The sequence below is a fragment of the Cytobacillus horneckiae genome, from assembly GCF_002835735.1.
Taxonomy (GTDB): domain Bacteria; phylum Bacillota; class Bacilli; order Bacillales; family Cytobacillaceae; genus Cytobacillus; species Cytobacillus horneckiae.
Genome location: NZ_PISD01000064.1, coordinates 16,971 through 36,903, shown reverse-complemented (window position 1 = coordinate 36,903; position 19,933 = coordinate 16,971). Strand labels below are relative to the sequence as shown.

The 19,933-nt window shown below is 35.9% G+C and carries 15 protein-coding genes and 2 pseudogenes; 7 read left to right on the top strand and 10 right to left on the bottom strand.

The genetic code is table 11. The features are described 5' to 3' along the window. Positions 1-90 precede the first annotated feature (90 nt). The 8 genes from CWS20_RS23470 to CWS20_RS23440 all read right to left on the bottom strand — a co-directional run bounded on the left by CWS20_RS23470 (position 91) and on the right by CWS20_RS23440 (position 9,968). On the bottom strand, positions 91-3,039 hold the full coding sequence (locus tag CWS20_RS23470; protein WP_066194381.1) for a Tn3 family transposase: 2,949 nt from the start codon (positions 3,037-3,039) through the stop codon (positions 91-93). A gap of 89 nt (positions 3,040-3,128) precedes the next feature. Further along, entirely contained in the window at positions 3,129-3,695 is a 567-nt protein-coding gene (locus CWS20_RS23465; protein WP_066154495.1) for a recombinase family protein, read from the bottom strand. Positions 3,696-3,899: 204 nt separating this feature from the next. Continuing rightward, positions 3,900-5,237, bottom strand: coding sequence for a glucose-6-phosphate isomerase (locus tag CWS20_RS23460; RefSeq protein WP_066154493.1), 1,338 nt, complete (start codon positions 5,235-5,237; stop codon positions 3,900-3,902). Between the two features lie 240 nt (positions 5,238-5,477). After that, complete coding sequence (locus CWS20_RS23455) at positions 5,478-5,969, bottom strand: hypothetical protein (protein WP_031538332.1); 492 nt, start codon at positions 5,967-5,969, stop codon at positions 5,478-5,480. Between the two features lie 346 nt (positions 5,970-6,315). After that, positions 6,316-7,209, bottom strand: coding sequence for a phosphogluconate dehydrogenase (NAD(+)-dependent, decarboxylating) (gnd, locus tag CWS20_RS23450; RefSeq protein WP_031538333.1), 894 nt, complete (start codon positions 7,207-7,209; stop codon positions 6,316-6,318). A gap of 198 nt (positions 7,210-7,407) precedes the next feature. Next, positions 7,408-8,880, bottom strand: coding sequence for a glucose-6-phosphate dehydrogenase (zwf, locus tag CWS20_RS23445; RefSeq protein ID WP_066194379.1), 1,473 nt, complete (start codon positions 8,878-8,880; stop codon positions 7,408-7,410). Between the two features lie 96 nt (positions 8,881-8,976). Further along, complete coding sequence (locus tag CWS20_RS28215; RefSeq protein WP_155986760.1) at positions 8,977-9,141, bottom strand: hypothetical protein; 165 nt, start codon at positions 9,139-9,141, stop codon at positions 8,977-8,979. A 461-nt stretch (positions 9,142-9,602) separates the two neighbouring features. After that, a complete protein-coding gene (locus CWS20_RS23440; protein ID WP_066194376.1) occupies positions 9,603-9,968 on the bottom strand; it encodes a winged helix-turn-helix transcriptional regulator in 366 nt (121 codons plus the stop codon). Positions 9,969-10,172: 204 nt separating this feature from the next. Here CWS20_RS23440 and hxlA point away from each other — a divergent pair, with 204 nt between their 5' ends. The 7 genes and pseudogenes from hxlA (at position 10,173) to CWS20_RS23400 (ending at position 19,001) form a co-directional block, all read left to right on the top strand. Beyond that, positions 10,173-10,805: a 3-hexulose-6-phosphate synthase gene (gene hxlA / locus CWS20_RS23435; RefSeq protein ID WP_031538336.1), complete on the top strand. Its 633-nt coding sequence runs from the start codon at positions 10,173-10,175 to the stop codon at positions 10,803-10,805. A gap of 8 nt (positions 10,806-10,813) precedes the next feature. Then, entirely contained in the window at positions 10,814-11,371 is a 558-nt protein-coding gene (hxlB, locus tag CWS20_RS23430) for a 6-phospho-3-hexuloisomerase (RefSeq protein ID WP_031538337.1), read from the top strand. Positions 11,372-11,729: 358 nt separating this feature from the next. Further along, positions 11,730-12,717: pseudogene (locus CWS20_RS23425) on the top strand (Gfo/Idh/MocA family protein). A gap of 363 nt (positions 12,718-13,080) precedes the next feature. Further along, positions 13,081-13,983, top strand: a pseudogene (locus CWS20_RS23420) (Tn3 family transposase); the annotation flags it as partial. A 1,366-nt stretch (positions 13,984-15,349) separates the two neighbouring features. Beyond that, a complete protein-coding gene (locus CWS20_RS23410; RefSeq protein WP_066194373.1) occupies positions 15,350-16,441 on the top strand; it encodes a GerAB/ArcD/ProY family transporter in 1,092 nt (363 codons plus the stop codon). Next, complete coding sequence (locus CWS20_RS23405; RefSeq protein ID WP_101226413.1) at positions 16,422-17,879, top strand: spore germination protein; 1,458 nt, start codon at positions 16,422-16,424, stop codon at positions 17,877-17,879. Before CWS20_RS23410 ends, CWS20_RS23405 begins: the two co-directional genes overlap by 20 nt. A 3-nt stretch (positions 17,880-17,882) precedes the next feature. After that, positions 17,883-19,001, top strand: coding sequence for a Ger(x)C family spore germination protein (locus CWS20_RS23400; RefSeq protein ID WP_066194370.1), 1,119 nt, complete (start codon positions 17,883-17,885; stop codon positions 18,999-19,001). A 204-nt stretch (positions 19,002-19,205) separates the two neighbouring features. Here the strand turns inward: CWS20_RS23400 and CWS20_RS23395 are convergent, their stop codons facing one another. Together CWS20_RS23395 and CWS20_RS23390 are read right to left on the bottom strand one after the other, a co-directional pair. Continuing rightward, the gene (locus CWS20_RS23395) at positions 19,206-19,388 is read right to left on the bottom strand and encodes a hypothetical protein (protein ID WP_066194368.1); all 183 of its coding nucleotides are present in this window, start codon (positions 19,386-19,388) and stop codon (positions 19,206-19,208) included. 95 nt (positions 19,389-19,483) lie between these two features. Continuing rightward, complete coding sequence (locus CWS20_RS23390; protein ID WP_066194366.1) at positions 19,484-19,801, bottom strand: hypothetical protein; 318 nt, start codon at positions 19,799-19,801, stop codon at positions 19,484-19,486. Positions 19,802-19,933 lie beyond the last annotated feature (132 nt).

The following is a 19,933-nucleotide window of genomic DNA, read 5'->3' as shown; positions in this document are numbered from 1 at the left end:
GGGGTACGACCGAGATACATGTAAAAAAGGGTCATAGTATGGTATTGTTTACCATTTATAACCCTTTCTTGCTCTTTACTTTCTTATATACTATACAGGAATATCTCCCTCGATTGGTTGTGGAATATTTTCTAAATCGATCATATAGTCTCCGAAACGTTTTATATGCCTAGTCAGATAAGGGCTAAGCATGACAATATCTTCTTTTGAAAATACATAGCCTTCTTTAGAAAGTTCCCACAAAATAAGTGTTATATCACATACATTTTGGAATATTACTGCGTTGGCAACTAAATCATTATATTTAATTCGCTTTTCTTGTTCTTCTGGATCATTTTCTGAAATGATCCCATCGCCACCAAAAAATAGCCATTTGGAAAAGCCGTTATATGCTTCGACTTTGTTTGTACTAGCACCAATTTGCTCTCTTAGTTTTATATCAGAAATATATTTAAGCAAAAATACAGTTCTTACAATCCTTCCTAATTCCCTAAAAGCTTGATATAATCGGTTTTTTCTACTATAGTTACTTAGTTTTCTAAGTAGTGTAGAGGGTAATATTTTACCAGCTTTTATAGAAAGAACCACTTGGAGCAGATCTTGCCAGTGTGTTTCAATTAGGTCCCAGTCAACGGTATCACTAAACAACTGATCAATGTGGTGATATTTTGTGTCCTTATCAGCCCTGTAAAATTTTAAATCCTTCCAATTTCGAATACGAGGCATTAAATTAATCCCCAATAAATGTGCAAGTGCAAAAACAGGCGTTGATTGACCTTGCGTATCAGCATGTAACGTATCGGGCTGAATGTCTGATTTATTTTTCAGCAAACCATCAATAATATAAACTGCTTCCCAAACTCCACATGGAATGAAGTGACTAAAGAGTGCAATATAAGTATCTGAAACATGATGATATGCAATCCCCCCATAACCTCCGTATCGAATGTGGTATTCAGAGATTAAGTTTTCTTCGTAGAGATCAAATTTTGTTCCATCTGCAGCAGCCGTTTTTCCATCACCCCATAGTCTAGGCAAACTAAATTGATTGTATTGATTTAAAATATTACGAATAGCTTCGTCTATTTTAGATGCATTAATATGTCGCCGATTTACAAATGAAATCATGTGTGGGGTTACTGCTTTTTTCATGTGCTTAGAAGTCTGTGTTGGTCCTAAATTACATCCGTATCCAAAAGAAGTAATGATATAACGTTCCATTGCATTTTCAAGCTTAGGATCTGAACCAGATAATGGTCCAAAATGCCGTGTCCAATTTGTCCAATGTTCTACATTACAAAGAATATCTAAGACATTTCGTTCAGGTAACCGTTGAGAAATAACTACCTCTAACGCCTTACTTGTCTGAGGTTGTTCTTTTCTCATTATTTTTCTCAACGTTGGTTCTCCATTTTCATTAATGATTACCTGGCCGTTATCAGGGTAGTTTAAATCTACTTTTTGTGCAGTATCTCCTAGCCAGAGCTTTAATTGTTGAACAAAATCCCCTGAATTTGAAGAAAAGCCAAGTTCCTTACAGTATTCATCTACCATAGGTTTACACTCATCCCAAGAAAGGAGCTGTTCACGGTAATCAGCAAAATTCTCTGATCCTTTTACACAAAGGTCTCCCGTTTTTAAATCGCTTGCAAGATAGGAAAAAATACAGATTTCAAGGTGTTTACGATGGATTAAGTTATTTTCTTTAGGTACATAAATCGTTTTTTTCCACTGTTCACTAGCAAATGAAAGATCCAAATCTATTTGTAGATTTTCAATTTTTCGGTTCTCATTATCACGTAAAAATTGTAAAGCTTCTAAAAGTGATTGATCCTGTGTGGTTGAATTAATTTCAATCATACTAATCAATCTAAAAAGAGTTTTCCTGTGGCTTTTATAGAACTTCCATAAAAGAGGAAGGTAGTTATTGCCATTATATGATGAAATTGATTCACAATCTTCTTTTAATGCGTCGATACCACCTCTTCTCCCTAATAACTCCCTTATTTTCTGACCAGTCAAGGTATCGTTCTCATTTATACTTGTGGCATTTAAGACTTCCGCCAAAACAGATATAAGATTTTCAGTTTTTGATCTATGTTTTTCTCGAAGAAGTTCTAGCTCCTCTTTGCCTTTGTTATGTATTGTTCTGACTCTTTTGAGAAACATCTCTACCAAACTATCTATAGCTGAAATTTTTGAGCGATAAATCATACAAAGTAGCAGCATATATCTTTTAGCTAAATTAAAGTCTTTTAATTCTGATGCATCAAGCGCTTTTGCTTCTAAAGCGAAGTGTTTAATTTTTAAATTTGGAATATCCTCTAGTAAGCTATCAATTTCTTCTATAAAATCAGTTAACAGAAGTAACCTATTTTGTATTTCTTTCATATGCGAAAGTGTTGCGCTTTTTGGAATTTCTTTTAATAAGTTATATTCAGAAGTCCGATTATCATTTTTAGTAACTAGTAATTGATCTAATTTTCGCTCAATTTCAGGAGTCAATTTTGAAAATACTGAATTAAATAACTGGTGATTCACTAATGTTCTTATACGACGAGCCAATCGATCTAATGTACTAAAAGCAGGTAATTCACACCTTTCTTTTATTAATATTTCAATGGATACGTTGATAAGATCGGCTGGATTGTCCATTACCTGTGTAGCCTTATAAATTGAAGTAGTTGCAATATGTAAGGCTTCTTTTCCATAAGGACGTACATTGAGGTAATCTCTAATTGCTTTTTGATGTCGGTAAATTGATTTACTATTGTAATTCGGTTCAACACTAGCAGAGAGATTCAAACAGGTCCGAATATGAATCATGATCTCTACAGGAATATCTTTCGGTCGAGGAAAGTAACCAAGTCGTTGGAAAGACTTTAACATAACTAATAGACTTAGAACTGAAACAGGTCCTCTAGCAACTTTATGCGCAAATTGGTTTTCTTCAGGTGTAGGGGAGTAAACATCACGAAGTTCTTTTGAAGTAGGACGTTTTTTAAATCTTGGATAAGCCGTACGTTCTATAGATGCCAAATTACCAACTCCATTCAAATTAAGTTGGGGGTGGTGACAGAGTAGCTGCCCTAGTCCGTCACATAATTCCCTAAAAATATAAGAGATTATTAATTTGCTTCTACTAGTTTTCTTTTATTAATCGCTCGATATAATGATCCCTGTGAAAGTCCTGTACCTTCTACAATTTCTTTTACCGAGTATTCTTTACTGTCATACATCCTCAAGGCTATTTCAATTTTCCCTTGATCCACTTTAGGCCTTCCTAGTTTTTTTCCTCTTCTTTTACTCGCTTCTAACCCTTCTTTAACTCTTTCTACAATTAAATTTCTTTCTAACTCTGCGATGACACACATCATTTGAAACATGGCTTTTCCCGTTGATGTTCTTGTATCCATGTTCTCCTTAATAGAAACGAACTTTACACCAGTATCCTCGAATTGCTGAATAATAGAAAGAATATCAAGTGTTTTTCTCCCTAAGCGTGAAATACTTTCTACTACAACGGTATCACCTTTCCTTATTACATCTAGCAATGAGTTAAGTCCATCTCTATCCTTTGTAGTCCCAGTAAATTTCTCTTGAACCATTTTTTCACAGCCGTACTCAGAAAGTAATATAATTTGTCGGTCTAAATTTTGGTCAACTGTCGAAACTCGAGCATAACCGATTATCATAAAGAAGCCTCCTGCACAATTTAATAATCTAATTGTACAAGAGACATCATTTTTGTAAAAGTATTTGGTAAAACTTTTGGTAATTATTTTTGGTAACCTATAAAATTAGTAAAATCAAGCATCAGTATTTCTCATAAATATTGTTACAAAAAATATGGTTTTTGGTAACAATCTTTTTATTAATACAAAACCAATCAGATATAATTATTTTGATAAACGCTCCATGAGAGTAGCTTTTTCTGCTTCAAAACCAGGTTTGTCAAGTAAAGCAAACATATTCTTCTTGTATGCTTCGACTCCAGGCTGGTCAAATGGGTTAACTCCTAATAGATGGCCACTAATCCCACATGCCTTCTCAAAAAAGTAAACCATCTCACCGTAAGTGTATTCATTCATTTCATCCAGTTCAATCACGAGATTAGGTACTTCTCCATCTATATGGGCCATAAGGGTACCCTGAAATGCACTTTTGTTGACTTCATCCATCGTCTTACCTGCCAGGAAGTTTAATCCATCAATATTTTCTGGATCCTCCTGAATAGTCACTTCAATTCGAGGTTTCTTAATCTGTAAAACCGTTTCTAAAAGGTTTCGTCGACCTTCTTGTACATATTGCCCCATGGAATGCAAATCCGTTGAAAAATCAACGGAAGCAGGGAATAGCCCCTTTTGATCTTTTCCTTCACTTTCCCCAAACAGCTGCTTCCACCATTCCGATACGTAGTGAAGGGAGGGCTCATAGTTAACAAGCACTTCAATTGCTTTTCCCTTATTGTAGAGTACATTTCGGACCGCAGCATACTGATAGCTCTCATTTGTCAATAAATCAGGATTGTTGTATTTACGGGCTGCTGCTGCTGCCCCTTCCATCATATGATCAATATCAAGTCCTGCTACGGCAATTGGTAAGAGACCAACTGCTGTTAGCACAGAATACCTTCCACCTACATCATCCGGAATAACAAACGTTTCATATCCTTCTTTGTCCGCGAGCTTTTTTAATACGCCTTTTTCCTGATCAGTAGTGGCAAAAATACGTTTTCTCGCCTCTTCTTTTCCGTATTTTTTCTCCATATAGTCACGAAAAATACGGAAAGCAAGGGCTGGCTCTGTCGTTGTTCCTGATTTGGAAATGACGTTAACAGAGATATCTTTCCCCTCTAATAGTTCAAATAAATGAGATATATAAGTAGAACTGATATTGTGACCGGCAAAATACACTTTTGTCTTATCGTTCATTTGGTTATGAAAGCTATGGGACAAAGCTTCTATAGCTGATCTTGCACCCAAATACGAACCACCAATACCAATTACAACCATTGCGTCTGAATGTTTCTTGATTCTTTCAGCAGCTTGTTTAATTCTTTCAAATTCACTCTTATCATAGTTTAGTGGCAAATCGACCCAACCAAGATAATCAGAGCCGGGGCCTGTTTTTTCATGTAGCATTTTATGAGCCACTTTTACAAATTCACTTAGATTATCTACTTCACTCTTTTTCATAAATGCTAATGCATTGGAGTAATCAAACGAAATAGTCATACATTACTTCCCCTTTCAATCAAATTTAGCTTAGCTGCTTCAATCGGAGATCCTTCTCCGTAAAAAAGATCTCTCGGCATAGTAAAACGTTTCATGTTAGTGCATTCTCCTTTTCTACAGTATATAAGGGAAGTTTTTAAAAACACATTTAAACTCCCCCTTTTCAATTTTGAAAAATCCTTAGTGGGACCGTGTAATTATCAATAGCGTACATTAAAAGACAGTTAGTATTAAGAAAACTCAATGGTCCCTCTCTACATCGGCACTTAGTATGTCTTCTGTTTTGATTTCAAGTAATATTTCCAAGAATCTTATCGTTCCTAATACTTTTCGAGTGTCTCCCTCATTTTGAACATTCTCCATTTTCTTTTGTTGGATCAGTTCACTTATTACTTGCTTGAAAGCATTGGTTTTTATAAGCCATTCTCCAACCAGTAGCTTAGTTGAGTCTCTCTCGTGTTCGGTTTTGACAGCAAATAAACTTTCGGTATCTGTCTCTCTTAACGTGATTGAATTAAAATCTTCGCTCATTTGAATCCGAAAATAATTCCTTTCACTATCATAATATTTTCCGTCCCTTAGAAGAAAATACTCTATCCCTAATACTATTTCATAAAAGGGCTCATTATCTGATGGAGAATGGAGTTCTTTTACTTCGATATTCTTCACCATGTCTAAATAGGTTTCTAAACCATATTGTGTGTTAATGATTTTTGCATCCAATACGTTCATGATGTCACACCTCAATATTGTTTTATTTTTTTGGCTCTGTTAAACTTGTCTGTTGGCTCCAGGTGCTCGCTTTCCGCGGGCGAGCCGGGAGCCTCCTCGGCGCTGTGCGGCTGCGGGGTCTCCCTTGTCATGTTTTTCCCGCAGGACGTTGAATCATCATCCGTGAATAGGCACCGCACGAGAAAATGTGAATGCATTTTCGAGGAGTCTCGCTCCTTCCGCTTCAATCAACATAGTTAGCACTATCAACGACTTAAGTAAATCTACCAATTTTTGGGATATACCAAACTAAAAATCCAATGAATTTCCGGCTCATTTTAACGAAAGACATATACAGCAGATGACTTTATGATTTTTCCACAGCATGTCCGCCAAATTCATTACGAAGGGAAGCTACCACTTTACCTGTAAATGTATCATTGTCTAATGAACGGTAACGCATTAGTAAAGACATAGCGATAACAGGGGTAGCTGTTTGAAGATCCAAAGCGGTTTCAACTGTCCATTTCCCTTCCCCAGAAGAATGCATAATGCCCTTAATTTCATCTAATTTTGCATCTTTAGAAAATGCGCGTTCTGTCAATTCCATGAGCCATGAGCGGATGACAGAACCGTTATTCCACACCCGTGCCACTTTTTCATAGTCAAAATCGAAATCGCTTTTTTCCAGGACTTCGAATCCTTCACCAATGGCGGCCATCATTCCGTATTCTATTCCATTGTGGACCATTTTTAAGAAGTGGCCACTACCAGATTTCCCAGCATATAAATACCCATTATCTACAGCTGTATCTCTAAAAATCGGCTCGACAATGCTCCATGCTTCAGGATCTCCACCAATCATATAACAAGCACCATAGCGAGCACCTTCCATCCCCCCAGAAGTACCGGCATCCATAAAGCTCACTCCAACTTTCTTCAACTGTTCGTAACGACGAATGGATTCCTTATAATGCGAATTACCAGCTTCAATGACGATATCTCCTTCACTTAGAAATGGTGTGATTTCACTAATAACTGAATCAACGACGGAGTGTGGGACCATTATCCAAACAACTCGTGGCTTTTCTAATGATTGAACAAGATCTTGTAAACTGGATGCTCCTTCAACTCCGTATTTTTTAATTTCTTCAATAGTATTTGTATTTAGATCAAACGCCATTACACGGTGTTTATTGTCAATTAAGTTTTTTCCTAAGTTCATACCCATTTTCCCTAATCCAATTAATCCTACTTTCACTTGAGTTTCCTCCTTTAAATTACAAAAAATAGCCTGTATTATTATGCTACCCATTTGTTGTTCTTCATGGTCTCCTTATGGAACCATAAGGATTCAACAAATACTTTAAGTTCCTTGGGTAAATCGCGTAACAATTATCTGTCAAATCCAACCTCGGTTTGCTCTCTTCATACCAATAGCCTTCCAGGGAGGTGCGGATTAAACTCCCCCCCTAGTTTCCCACCATTTAAAACCATCCTCCTCCAATAATTGCGAAGCAGCTTGTGGCCCCATCGAACCGGCTTGATATAGGTGGAGTGGAAGGGCATTTTCCTCAAACGCCTCTAAAACGGGCTGTACCCATTTCCAAGATAATTCAACTTCGTCCCAATGAGCAAAGAAGGTAGAGTCCCCACGCAGAGCATCAAATATTAAGAGTTCATATGCTTCGGGCACGTCTTTTTTACTCGCTGAAAAATCAACAACAATAGGTTCTAATTTTCCATTTATCGGGTTTTTACTATTTAACTGCAACGAAACACCTTCATTAGGACTTACATTAATAACTAATAGATTGGGTTCAGCATTTTGGATTTCATTGGTATACAAATTCTTTAATGGGTTTTTGAATTCAATCACAATCCGCGTTAATTTTTCCGTCATTCTTTTTCCTGTCCGGATATAGAATGGGACCCCGTCCCAGAAGGAATTATCAATCCATAGACGAGCAGCGACGAATGTATCGTTTTTAGAAGAAGCATCAACGCCAGGTTCTTCTAAGTATCTGACTACTGGTGTACCGTTTATTTCACCTGATCCATATTGGCCACGAACGACGTGGATACCTACAGTATTTTTCTGTAATGGTCGCAGAGATTCCATAACTTTTCTTTTCTCATTACGGATATCTTTTGCACTAATCTGTTTTGGGAGATGCATGGCTGTCATCATCAACAGCTGTAGCATATGATTTTGAACCATATCACGAATAGCGCCTGCTTGGTCATAATAACCAGCCCTCTCTTCTACACCAACCGTTTCACTAGCCGTAATTTGCACATTGGCAATAAACCGATTGTTCCAAAGTGATTGCAGCACAGGATTGGCAAATTCCAAGGCTTCAAGGTTTTGAACCATTGGTTTTCCGAGATAATGGTCAATCCGGAAAATTTCATCTTCTTCAAAAGCTTTGCTTAATTTTTCGTTTAAATCTTCAGCAGATTTTAAGTCATACCCAAATGGTTTTTCGATAATCAATCGTTTCCATCCCTTTGTCGAACCTAAGCCACTCTCCTTTATGTTTAAAGCAATTACATCAAAGAATTCAGGAGCAACAGAAAGATAAAACATTCGATTCTCTTCAATACTCTGGTCTTTTTCATTTTGTTGAACGACTTCAACTAACTTCTTATACCCTTCAGCATTCGTGAAATCTAACTGGCAATAACGAAATGCCTTTACAAACTCTTGTTTTTCGGATTTATCATTTATCAAGTGTCTAGAAAAAGTGTATAGCGAGTCTGTTACATGGTTTTGAAAATCAACATCAGACATTTCGTCTATTCCTACACCAATGATCAAAAAAGAATCTGGTAATTTTTGATTCAAATATAAATTAAACAAGGCAGGGTAGATTTTTCGCTTAGCTAAATCCCCAGTTGCCCCAAATAAGACAAACGTCATAGAATCCACTTTTCATTCCTCCACTTTTTCAAAGCATTTTCAAATAGAAAAATGTCTGATTTTCTTCGTTTCCCCTACAAAACAACAAGGATTTTCGCTATTGCGTTATCCTACTTTTGGATGTAAGTTTCGTTTATTTCTCCCAGCTTGTCCGGTAATAATGATATCTCTTAATTGAGAATGTCCACATTTTGGACAGGTTTCATTATTTATGGTGATGATTAGACATCTTTCACAAACTTTTCGCTGCTTAGTTTTGAACCTTTCCATGCGGATCTCTCCTTTCGTAAAAAGCAACAACATGTATAAATTATTAAATGAAGTTTCACTTCATCTCACCATGCTTGTAGCAGTATTCCCTTAAGGTTTGGTAGTATTCTTTAAGCTCGCTATTACTTGAGCAAAATCAGTATATTACGTATGTTATACTTTTGAAAGTACGCACTTTATTAACATATAGATACATTGGTATAACATAGTGTTAAAAATAATACTATAAACTTGAATCCAATACCAAGAGTGAAAAGCCAAGGACAGCGATTATACAAGATTCGCTGCCCTTGGCTTTTTAGTAACTGATTCTTTTATTAAATGTTGTGTTTTTTCAACCTTTTAAATACGTAGAGATATAAAAAAACACGGACAGCATCTTTATTAAGATAGCTAACCGTGGTTTGTTAGTATATGAACTTTTTTACACTTTTTCGAACCCCTAGGAGAAACTCTTTTTTCTACTGAATAGACGATTTGTTTTCTGTTTCTTTTTCCAATACATTCTCAATATAATCTTTACCCCAGTCATACATAGCTTCCAGAATAGGCATCAGACTTCTTCCATACTCAGTGAGTGAGTATTCAACTTTTGGTGGAACGACAGGATAGACTTCACGATGAACAATCAAATGGTCTTCAAGTTCGCGCAATTGATTAACAAGCATTCTTTGAGTGATACCCGGCATGAGGGCCTTTAGTTCACCAAAACGTTTGGTTCCTTCTTTTCCTAGATGCCACAATACCAACATTTTCCATTTTCCACCAATAATCGAAAGAGTCAATTCTTTTTCACAATTAAACACTTTTTCCCCAAGATTCGGCATTCATTTCACCTCCAACCCTTATTATGTCCCATAGTATACTTTTTGTTACTATATGATAAAAAAGTGCATACTTTTAATTTAGTAACATACCCAGTATACTGAGTATCATACCGTTAGTAAATAGCTATCAATTGGATACAATAACACTGTGCAAAAGAAAGCTATACGGCACAATTATACTATTATATAAGGAGCGAGTAATAAATGAAATTACAATTAGCATTAGATCTTGTAGATATTCCAGGAGCCATTGAATTGGTGAAAGAAGTAGAAAATCATATAGATGTTGTAGAAATCGGCACGCCGGTTGTGATTAATGAAGGCCTTAAAGCAGTAAAGGAAGTGAAAGCTGCCTTCCCTAACTTAACTGTATTAGCTGACCTTAAAATCATGGATGCAGCTGGATATGAAGTTAGCCAAGCATCTGCAGCAGGCGCTGACATCATCACCATTCTTGGTACAGCTGAAGACGAGTCCATTAAAGGTGCTGTAGAAGAAGCAAAAAAACAAGGTAAACAAATCCTTGCTGATATGATCGCAGTTAAAGACATTGAAGGTCGTGCGAAAGAACTGGATGAACTAGGAGTAGATTATATCTGCGTTCACACAGGTTATGACCTTCAAGCTGTAGGAAAAAATTCTTTCGAAGACCTTGCAACCATTAAGAGCGTTGTAAAAAATGCGAAAACTGCTATTGCAGGCGGAATCAAATTAGAAACACTTCCAGATGTGATTAAAGTACAACCAGATCTTGTCATCGTAGGTGGCGGTATCACAAGCAAAGACGATAAAAAAGCAGTTGCAGCTAAAATGCAAGAATTAATTAAACAAGGTTAATTATAACTATGAAAACTACTCAATATTTAGCTGAAGTCGTTCAAGAATTAAGTCGGACAGTCGACTTAATCTCTGACGAAGAAGCAGAGAAGTTGGTTAATAAGATTCTGGAATCCAAAAAAATCTTTGTTGCAGGTGCGGGCAGATCTGGATTTATGGGCAAATCTTTCGTGATGAGAATGATGCACATGGGGATCGATGCTTATGTAGTCGGTGAAACTGTAACAGCAAATTTAGAAAAAGGTGATTTGTTGATCATCGGTTCAGGTTCAGGTGAAACGAAAACCTTGGTTTCAATCGCTGAAAAAGCAAAAAGTTTAGGTGGGACGGTCGCAGCTGTAACGATTTCCCCTGACTCCACGATTGGAAAATTAGCTGATATTATCATTAAATTGCCTGGATCACCGAAAGATCAATCTGAAAGTGAATATAAGACCATACAACCAATGGGGTCACTTTTTGAGCAAACGATGTTATTATTTTATGATGCATTGATCTTGCGTTTTATGGAAAAAAAAGGCTTAGACTCTACTAAAATGTACGGCAAACATGCCAATCTCGAATAGAGTACACTTTAAAAAATATGGAAACATCGTAAAGACCGCATTTATTTCTTTTATGAATTGCGGTCTTTACTGCATATTACAAATAACACAGTCCATACAGGAAAGAAAAAATAGCCTCTGATTCAGTCCCTTCTATGGCCGGATCAGAGATCATTATTGGGTGGGGCACAGCCAAGAATTTAGCCATCACTCACAGTATGAGCCCTATTTGGGTTATCACCAATATTTCACTGGTAGGCCCCATGTCTATATAAGTTTTTTTATGGGAAAATAAAATCCTATTGGCGATGAAAAACGCTTCATAAGTGTAGTAAACAAAACTCTTCGTTTTATAAAACAAAGGAATGAGGTTGAATAAATGGTTCGATTCGGCGTAATCGGTACTAATTGGATTACAGAAAGATTACTTGAAGCAGCAAATGATGTAGAAGATTTTAAACTAACTGCTGTTTATTCTCGCACGATTAGTAGAGCAGAAGAATTTGCAAGTAAATATGGAGTAACAAAAATATTTACAAACCTAAAAGAAATGGCAGTTAGTCAAGAAATTGACGCGGTGTACATTGGCTACTCCCAATTCATATCACGCAGAACAAGCTATTTTATTTTTGCAAAATGGCAAACATGTGTTATGTGAAAAGCCACTGGCTGTTAATGCAACCGAAGTAGCGAGGATGATTCAAGCCGCAAAAGATCATAACGCCCTATTAATGGAAGCAATGAAATCAACCTTACTTCCAAACTTCAAGGTCATTCAAGATAATTTACATAAAATTGGTCCTATCCGTAGATACTTTGCAAGCTATTGTCAGTATTCATCTCGTTATGATAAATACAAAGAAGGAATTGTCCTTAATGCCTTCAATCCAGAGTTTGCGAACGGTTCATTAATGGACCTTGGTGTCTATTGTTTGTATCCACTTATTACATTATTTGGTGAACCAAAAGAAGTGAAGGCAACTGGCATTATGCTTGATTCGGGTGTGGATGGTGAAGGTAGCGTCATCTTAAAATATGATGATAAAGATGCGATTGTGATGTATTCCAAAATAACGAACTCTTATTTACCAAGCGAAATTCAAGGCGAAAAAGGAAGTATCATGATTGATAAGATTCATACGGCTGAAAAAGTAGAAATTCACTACACTGACGGCACGGTTGAACAATTAACAGTCGACCAATCTCATCCAGCTATGTATTACGAAGTGAAAGAATTTATTGAATTAATCAACCGAGGAAAAACAGAGTCTGATACTAACTCATATAAAAATTCATACACCACGATACAAGTGTTGGATAAAGTGAGAGATGAAATAGGTCTTGTATATCAAAGTAATCATAAGTGAAAAAACACAAAAACCCCTACAGCGACTTGTATTATTCTCTTGAGAAATTACGAATCTGGCCTGTTTGTCGAAGAATAAAAGAAATCGTTTTAGAACTTACCTAAACTATTTTGCATCCATTCTTTTTTATAAGAGCATTATAGCATTTTCTACCCGGCTAACAAATTTTAAAGGACTTTTGCTTATTATGCAAAGGTTCAATGCTCATTTTTTAAGATGTGTTTCTTCTTATTAATTTGTGATTTAGTTTAAGTATTCCTTAATAGGAGTAGCGACAATGACACTACCCCTATTAGGATCCTACCAACAACCGCACTTTTCTGACCCCACCCTACCCTACAGAGTAAAAAGGGTTGTAAATGTAAAAAAAATCCATGCTATGACCCTTTTTTACAAGTACCTCGGTCGTACCCCTATAAGAAGCATGGAGTCATGATCTATTGGCATACAGATCGAAAATCAGCTTGTATCTATTCTCAGCTTAAGTCCTGCCTTTCTTCGGAAGTGGCAGCAATGATGGAAGGGGTTCTTCGTCACTGTACGGACATGGAGGTTGACAGAAATTATGTCGATACACACGGACAAAGTGTCGTTGCATTTGCTTTTTGTCATCTACTTGGTTTTAAACTGATGCCACGGTTTAAAAATATTGGATCTCAAAAGCTATATCGTCCAGAAGCCGGCATGAATGAGGAATATCCTCACCTGCAACAGGTTTTAAGTAGACCGATTAACTGGGATCTTATTCGGCAACAGTATGAACAAATCATTAAGTTTGCAACTGCTCTACGGTTAGGTACTGCTTCTGCCGAATCCATATTAAAGCGATTTACAAGGGATACGAAACATCCAACCTATCAGGCTTTATGTGAATTAGGAAAAGCGATTAAAACGATCTTTTTATGTGATTATTTACACTATGAAGAGATTCGAAGGGAGATTCATGAAGGATTAAATACAGTGGAACAATGGAACTCAGTGAATACTTATATTTTCTATGGGAAAAACAGTGAGATTCGTTCCAATTCTATAGAAGATCAAGAGGTGTCTGCTTTATCACTTCAATTGCTGCAAAATTGCTTAGTCTATATGAATACCTTAATGGTACAAGAGGTTCTTTATGACAACAACCAATATTGGTTGAAGAAAATGACTCCAGAAGATTTTAGAGGATTAACACCTTTATTTTATCATCATGTGAATCCATACGGAACTTTTGAACTCGATATGGATCAGCGAATACCTATTAAGTTGAAAGTCTCGTAATTTTCATTATTTCGATTAGTAACAAACCCAGCTAATCCCTTGACAGGACATTAGCTGGGTTTTTGCTATGAATACATATACGTGAAAAGAGCGCACTCCTTCCTATACAGGTAGGTAAGGGTTTGAAATTATCGCTCCCTTTTCCCCCTGTTAGCACCGTACGTGCGACTTTCATCGCATACGGCGCCCCAACTAATCCAATTCCATTAATCCTCGGCACTTAATGTGCCTCAATTCTTCCGTTTCAATAAGTCGGTGCCTCCCATGGGAGGTGAACCTCTATTAGTCTTACGAGAACCTTATTAACCGATAAGGACTTGCCTTACAGGATTAAATGATTCTTCATTAGTCTAGTGGCTATCCCTCCGCGTTCATTACACGCTTCAACGGTACTGTGCCACCACTTTCACTGATATGAAGAAAAGTTATACAGTCGCTATTCTCACGGCTGTTTTCCTTTCCAACGCCTCACCGAGAGTAAGCTCTCCACGTTATCAGCTTACAACGTTGAATTATGTCTATTATGGAACAAACTTAGGTGTTTCCTATGAGCCTGTTAGCATTGCATATGCCTGTAACACAAGATGGATTTTCATATTCCAGATTCTTACTCATCCACAGCTAACCCTACATTTAGTAGTAAATACATTTCTATATAATGCGCATCTAGACCCGTACATCCAGAAATTCGTCAGCAATACAGTATGTTATTGTATTTTACATTGCATCCTCACCATATTTGTTCAACCCAAGCACCATGATTTACACCACCCCATCGGGTAGGCTTTCGTCAGCCAAACTGTTACGGTAAATTCTCACGCCTATTAGCCGAGCTTATAACACGGCTATTCCTTACCGAATAGCGTGCTATTCGACGCAGGGGGAGCCTTTCAGAGCGTTACCTCCTCATTCGACCCCTCGACATAACCCTTCAGTTTTAGAAATCTGAAACTGTCTGACCTTTACCGAAATTGTGTGGCCCCATTTGAGCCAGAAACGTTTCGCACCTGAAATTGCGCCCTATTCTTGAATAAGCAATAAGCTTAATTTAGCTGGTTTTTAAACAAGAAAAATTGATATCTTTTTCTGCCTTTTTAATATGTAGGGATATCGGAAATTCGCCCCCACGGTGATTCCCCCAATTAAAATAATATACATTAGTACAATGCTCGAATACACTAGGCAATACTACAAACAATACATATGCTTGCGTATCTGACAAATTTAGTCACAAGACCGTCTTTTTAACATTTAACGAAATTTTTAATGCAGTCACGAGTCTAACCAACTTTTTTCAAAATAGCGAATAATTTACATATTTAAGGATAAACTATGTAAATAAATTGCTATTTTTAAGGTGGTTTTAATGAATCAAAAGGTGATTCAATCTGTTCATATTTTTATCCTACTTATTATGTCTACTGGATTCATGGTGCATGTACTAATTATCCCAACTATATTATCAACTTCTAACAGGGATGCCTGGTTAAGTGTTATTTTCAGTACAATACCATTTATCCTTTGGATTCTGCTTGTTTTTTATATTTATAAAAAGTTAAATACTCATGAGGATATTCTCTCTTTACTTAAACGAAAATTTTCTCATTCTTGGGTTTTTATTATTTTTCCGATTACATTTGGGTCTTATTTTTTAATAAATGCCTTTATTACTCTTAAGTACACTTTTTTTTGGGCAAATGCTAATTATACTTTTGAGATCCCTAATTTTGTCATTGTATTGTTATTTGCTCTCATTTGCTTGTATGCGTCTGCAAAAGGTATACGGACAATAAGTACGATCGCATTTTTAGTGCTTCCTATTGTTTCATTTTTTGGATTTTTAGTAGGAATCGGAAATTCGCCAAATAAAAATTATGAACTGCTGTTTCCGATATTTGAGAATGGATACAAAGATGTTATTCAAGGGTTGGTTTATACTTGTTCCGGATTGTTTGAAATTATCTTTCTTTTGTTTTTAACGTCCTATATTAAAGACAGACTAAAGGTTAAATGGCTTATATTGGCTGGGATCATTCTTGTGTTTTTAATCTTAGGTCCACTAGTAGGTGCCATCTCAGAATTTGGTCTGGAAGAAGCAGCAAAATTGAGGAATCCAGCTTATGAGCAGTGGAAGCTGTTGAAAATTGGCGAACATATTACTCGTCTCGATTTTCTTTCGATCTTCCAATGGCTTTCTGGAGCGTTTGTTCGGATAAGCTTATCATTATTTATTGCCGACAAAATTTTTGGGTTTAACAAAAAGAGAAAATGGGTTCTTCCTATCCTTTATATAATATTAATCATTGGTGCATGTATTCCTTGGGATGCCATCTCATTTTTTTACTTTTTGCAAAAGTATTTTTTCCCTATTAACCTTATTTTTCAAATTTGCACGATGCTTCTTTTTTTATTAATTATTCATTTAAAAGGTGATCATCATGAAGAAAGTTCAAACTAACAAAAAAGGCATCAGCATTGACCAATTAAAAATGTGGGTCGAAGGTTCTTCAGATATCGCAATAAAAACAAGGACTTACCACAGTTATACAATTGATTTCCTATATTGTCCTAATTTAGTGGATATGAAATTTATTAGTGAGGTTATTTTTCCTGCCATTCATGATGTGATAGAAAAGAATGGTCATTTAAATTATGAATTGTTAAATAATGTTTTAGAGGTCAGTAAGCTTAAAGATTTAAATAACATGAAAGAAGAGATAGAGCAAAAATTATTTTCAGGTGAATTACTCATTTTTTGTCAGGATTCAAAGGAGCTTTTCTTTATACCCGTATCTAATCCTCCCAAAAGAGGTCCGGAAGAATCCAATATGGAATCCTCAATTAGAGGGCCAAGGGATGGATTAGTAGAAAATGTATCAGATAATATGGCATTAATCCGTCAGAGATTAAAAACGTCATCATTAAAAAGTATTGAATATACACTTGGCGAAAGAAGCAGAACAAAAACCTTATTACTCTATATAGATGATATTATGAATCCTTCAATTCTGGAAACTGTAAAAAAGCGATTAGATTCCATAAAGGTGGATAGTGTCGCCAGCAGTTACGAAATTGAGGAATTCCTATACGACAAAACCTTTACTTTATTTCCTTTGATGGAGAATTCAGGCAGACCAGACTTCGCTGTTCAATCCTTAACACAAGGAAGATTTGTGCTCTTAGTGGACGGAAATCCGACTTGCTTAATAGGTCCCGCAAATTTAAATCAAATATTATATTCACCTGAAGACTCACATGATAGTTTTTTTTACGTTAGTATGGTCCGAATTCTGCGGTTTTTGGCCATAATTACGACGATATACTTACCTGGTTTTTATATTTCGTTAACAACCTTTCAACTGGATCAAATTCCTTATTCACTTATCGCAACAATATCTGCTTCTAGAATTGGCTTGCCTTTATCTACACCTATGGAAGTCTTTATTATGCTTGTTTTATTTGAATTATTTAAAGAAGCTGGGGTACGCCTGCCTAAGGCTGTTGGACAGACTGTCGCTGTTTTAGGCGGATTATTTATAGGTGATGCTGCTATTCGAGCAGGGTTAACATCTCCAGCCTGTCTGGTCATTGTTGCAGTTTCAGTAATATCAGGTTATATCTTGAGTAACCAAACCATGGCAGGCAATGTCGTGATTCTGCGCTTTCTTGTTTTAGCCTTTTCATCACTATTTGGATTATATGGCTTCTTTATTTCCTTTTTTCTCATCCTAACAGCCGTGGTTTCATTAGAAAGCTTTGGTCAGCCATATATGTCGTATTTATCCAGACCCAATGCAGCAGACATCATAAAAAATATTTTGAAGCTGCCTTATCGATTTATGAAGAAGCGAAATCAAGCATACCGACCTATTGATAGCGATAGTCAAAAGGAGTAATTTATGAAAAGGATATTATTGATTATCATAATAAGCAGTCAGATCTTTTTCCTGACTGGGTGCTGGGGTGCAAAAGAATTACAAAGTCAAACTTATATTACAGCTATAGGACTAGATTACGCGGAAGGAGAATTTACAGTCTATATTCAGGCTTTGAATTTTGTCAATATAGGGAAGCAAGAAGGCGCTTCGGCTTTGCAGGAAGCATCCCCTATTTTTATTGGGGAAGGCAAAGGAAAAAACATTCAGTCAGCTTTAAGCAAATTAGAACAAAAGGTGGCACTGCCTCTTTATTACGGACATATCGAAACCGTTCTATTAAGTGAAAATGTTATCAAGGAGCAAATGAAGTCCGTCATCGAATTTATTGGACAAAATTCTTTACTGAGATACAATATATGGCTTTTTGGTACAGAACAAGATATTAAAGAAATTTTAACAAGTGAGAGCTTTTTTAATTTCCCATCTTTATATACAATCATCCATGATCCCAAATCCTTAACTAAAAACAATTTTTTCATTCCTATTGAACAGTATAATAAATTTATCTCGACCTATTACCAGGCAGTTGGTACTCAGCTCATTCCTTCTTTAGATGTAAATAAAGCAAGTTTTTCAGAGGATAAAAAAAAGAAAAATATTGCTGTCATTACGGGAGGCTTTGTTACTTCACAGCAGCAATACAAAGGATGGGCAGATAAAAAAGACCTGTCTGGATTAAAATGGTTATCAAAAAAAGCTACTAACATCCCTCTCTCCCTCTTTGAAGAAAAAGTGAGTGTAATTATACAGAATCCAAAAAGAACGATTAAAGTAGTAAATGGCTATAAACCTGCTTATCACTTAATTATTAAAGCCAATGCAGTATTGGTCCAAAATGAGGAGGATATTAGTTTAGATAAAATAAAAAAAGAATTAGAAAAGAAAATTAAAAATGAACTATTAAACACAATGGAGAAAAGTGAAGAAATAAATGCAGATCTATTAAATATAAGCGAAAACGCATATCGATATCACCTAAAAGAATGGGATGTAAGTACAATTAATTCGATTGATAAGGGATCTTTAGAACACATTGAAGTAAGGATTCAGATTGAACAAAATATAAATTATAAACATTAAAATGAGTATATTTAAAACATGGAAAACTTAATTGTTTTGCTTACTTAACAAAATGAATAGTCATCCCTTTTTATTGTTTCTAATACCGCTAGCCAGGTCTTTGTCCATTATTCGATATTCAACAATCTGGCCCTTAAATGAAAAATGAGCCCTGTTCCTTGTTCCGGATAAGCGCCCGTTTGCTTAAATGTCCCTAGAGTCATTTTACAGTTTATTCTTTTGTCTTTCCTTTCCAAATAAGTGAAAAAAACTGATTTCAAATATAATAAACGCTACAACAAGACCACCAAGGTATGGGTACGGAGAATCGATTGTTAAGAATAAGACCAAAGCCAAAACAAAAGCTATGATACCAATAACTACTGAGTATTTGACATATTTACTCAAGTCATAGACCTCCTTTCGTATCAGAACATCTGACTAAAAAGTATTCATGTTATACAGGTTATTCCAAAACTGCACCCTTTTCAGGAAGACAGTTATTACGAATGACTCTCTTCTTTTTTGCTATAAATTTCATACGCAAAATATCCAAATAAAAAACCTATTCCAGGTCCCCAAGTCATTGCAGATAGTAAGGAAATTGGTGAAAATATACTTAAAAATATAGCAATAGCAAAACCAATCATCATTCCGAATGGTATTAAGCTATCCAATAAATTTTGAGCGTCTTTCGTTTTTTTCTTACCCAGGGTGCCTTTCTCATATTTATGCTTCATTCTCAGAATTACAAATACTGCAATCCCACCCACTATTACAAGAGGCAATATGGAACGCGCAATATCCAATGCTAAACCCATATTATAATCCCCCTTTCTTTTGCTTTTAAATTGATTCAATTTTAACCTAGTTCATTCAATTAAATGGCCCGATTGCTGAATAACCTATCTACATGTTAATACATGCTATTACCAAAAACCAGTGTTTTTGTA

Bases quoted from the DNA above. Each gene is read 5' to 3' on its own strand.
- CWS20_RS23400 (WP_066194370.1), top strand. From the start codon at position 17,883: ATGAAAAGGATATTATTGATTATCATAATAAGCAGTCAGATCTTTTTC.
- CWS20_RS23405 (WP_101226413.1), top strand. From the start codon at position 16,422: ATGAAGAAAGTTCAAACTAACAAAAAAGGCATCAGCATTGACCAATTA.
- CWS20_RS28215 (WP_155986760.1), bottom strand. From the start codon at position 9,141: ATGGAAAGGTTCAAAACTAAGCAGCGAAAAGTTTGTGAAAGATGTCTA.
- CWS20_RS23465 (WP_066154495.1), bottom strand. From the start codon at position 3,695: ATGATAATCGGTTATGCTCGAGTTTCGACAGTTGACCAAAATTTAGAC.
- CWS20_RS23390 (WP_066194366.1), bottom strand. From the start codon at position 19,801: ATGGGTTTAGCATTGGATATTGCGCGTTCCATATTGCCTCTTGTAATA.
- CWS20_RS23440 (WP_066194376.1), bottom strand. From the start codon at position 9,968: ATGCCGAATCTTGGGGAAAAAGTGTTTAATTGTGAAAAAGAATTGACT.
- CWS20_RS23455 (WP_031538332.1), bottom strand. From the start codon at position 5,969: ATGAACGTATTGGATGCAAAAATCATTAACACACAATATGGTTTAGAA.
- hxlA (WP_031538336.1), top strand. From the start codon at position 10,173: ATGAAATTACAATTAGCATTAGATCTTGTAGATATTCCAGGAGCCATT.
- CWS20_RS23460 (WP_066154493.1), bottom strand. From the start codon at position 5,237: ATGACTATTTCGTTTGATTACTCCAATGCATTAGCATTTATGAAAAAG.
- CWS20_RS23410 (WP_066194373.1), top strand. From the start codon at position 15,350: ATGAATCAAAAGGTGATTCAATCTGTTCATATTTTTATCCTACTTATT.
- hxlB (WP_031538337.1), top strand. From the start codon at position 10,814: ATGAAAACTACTCAATATTTAGCTGAAGTCGTTCAAGAATTAAGTCGG.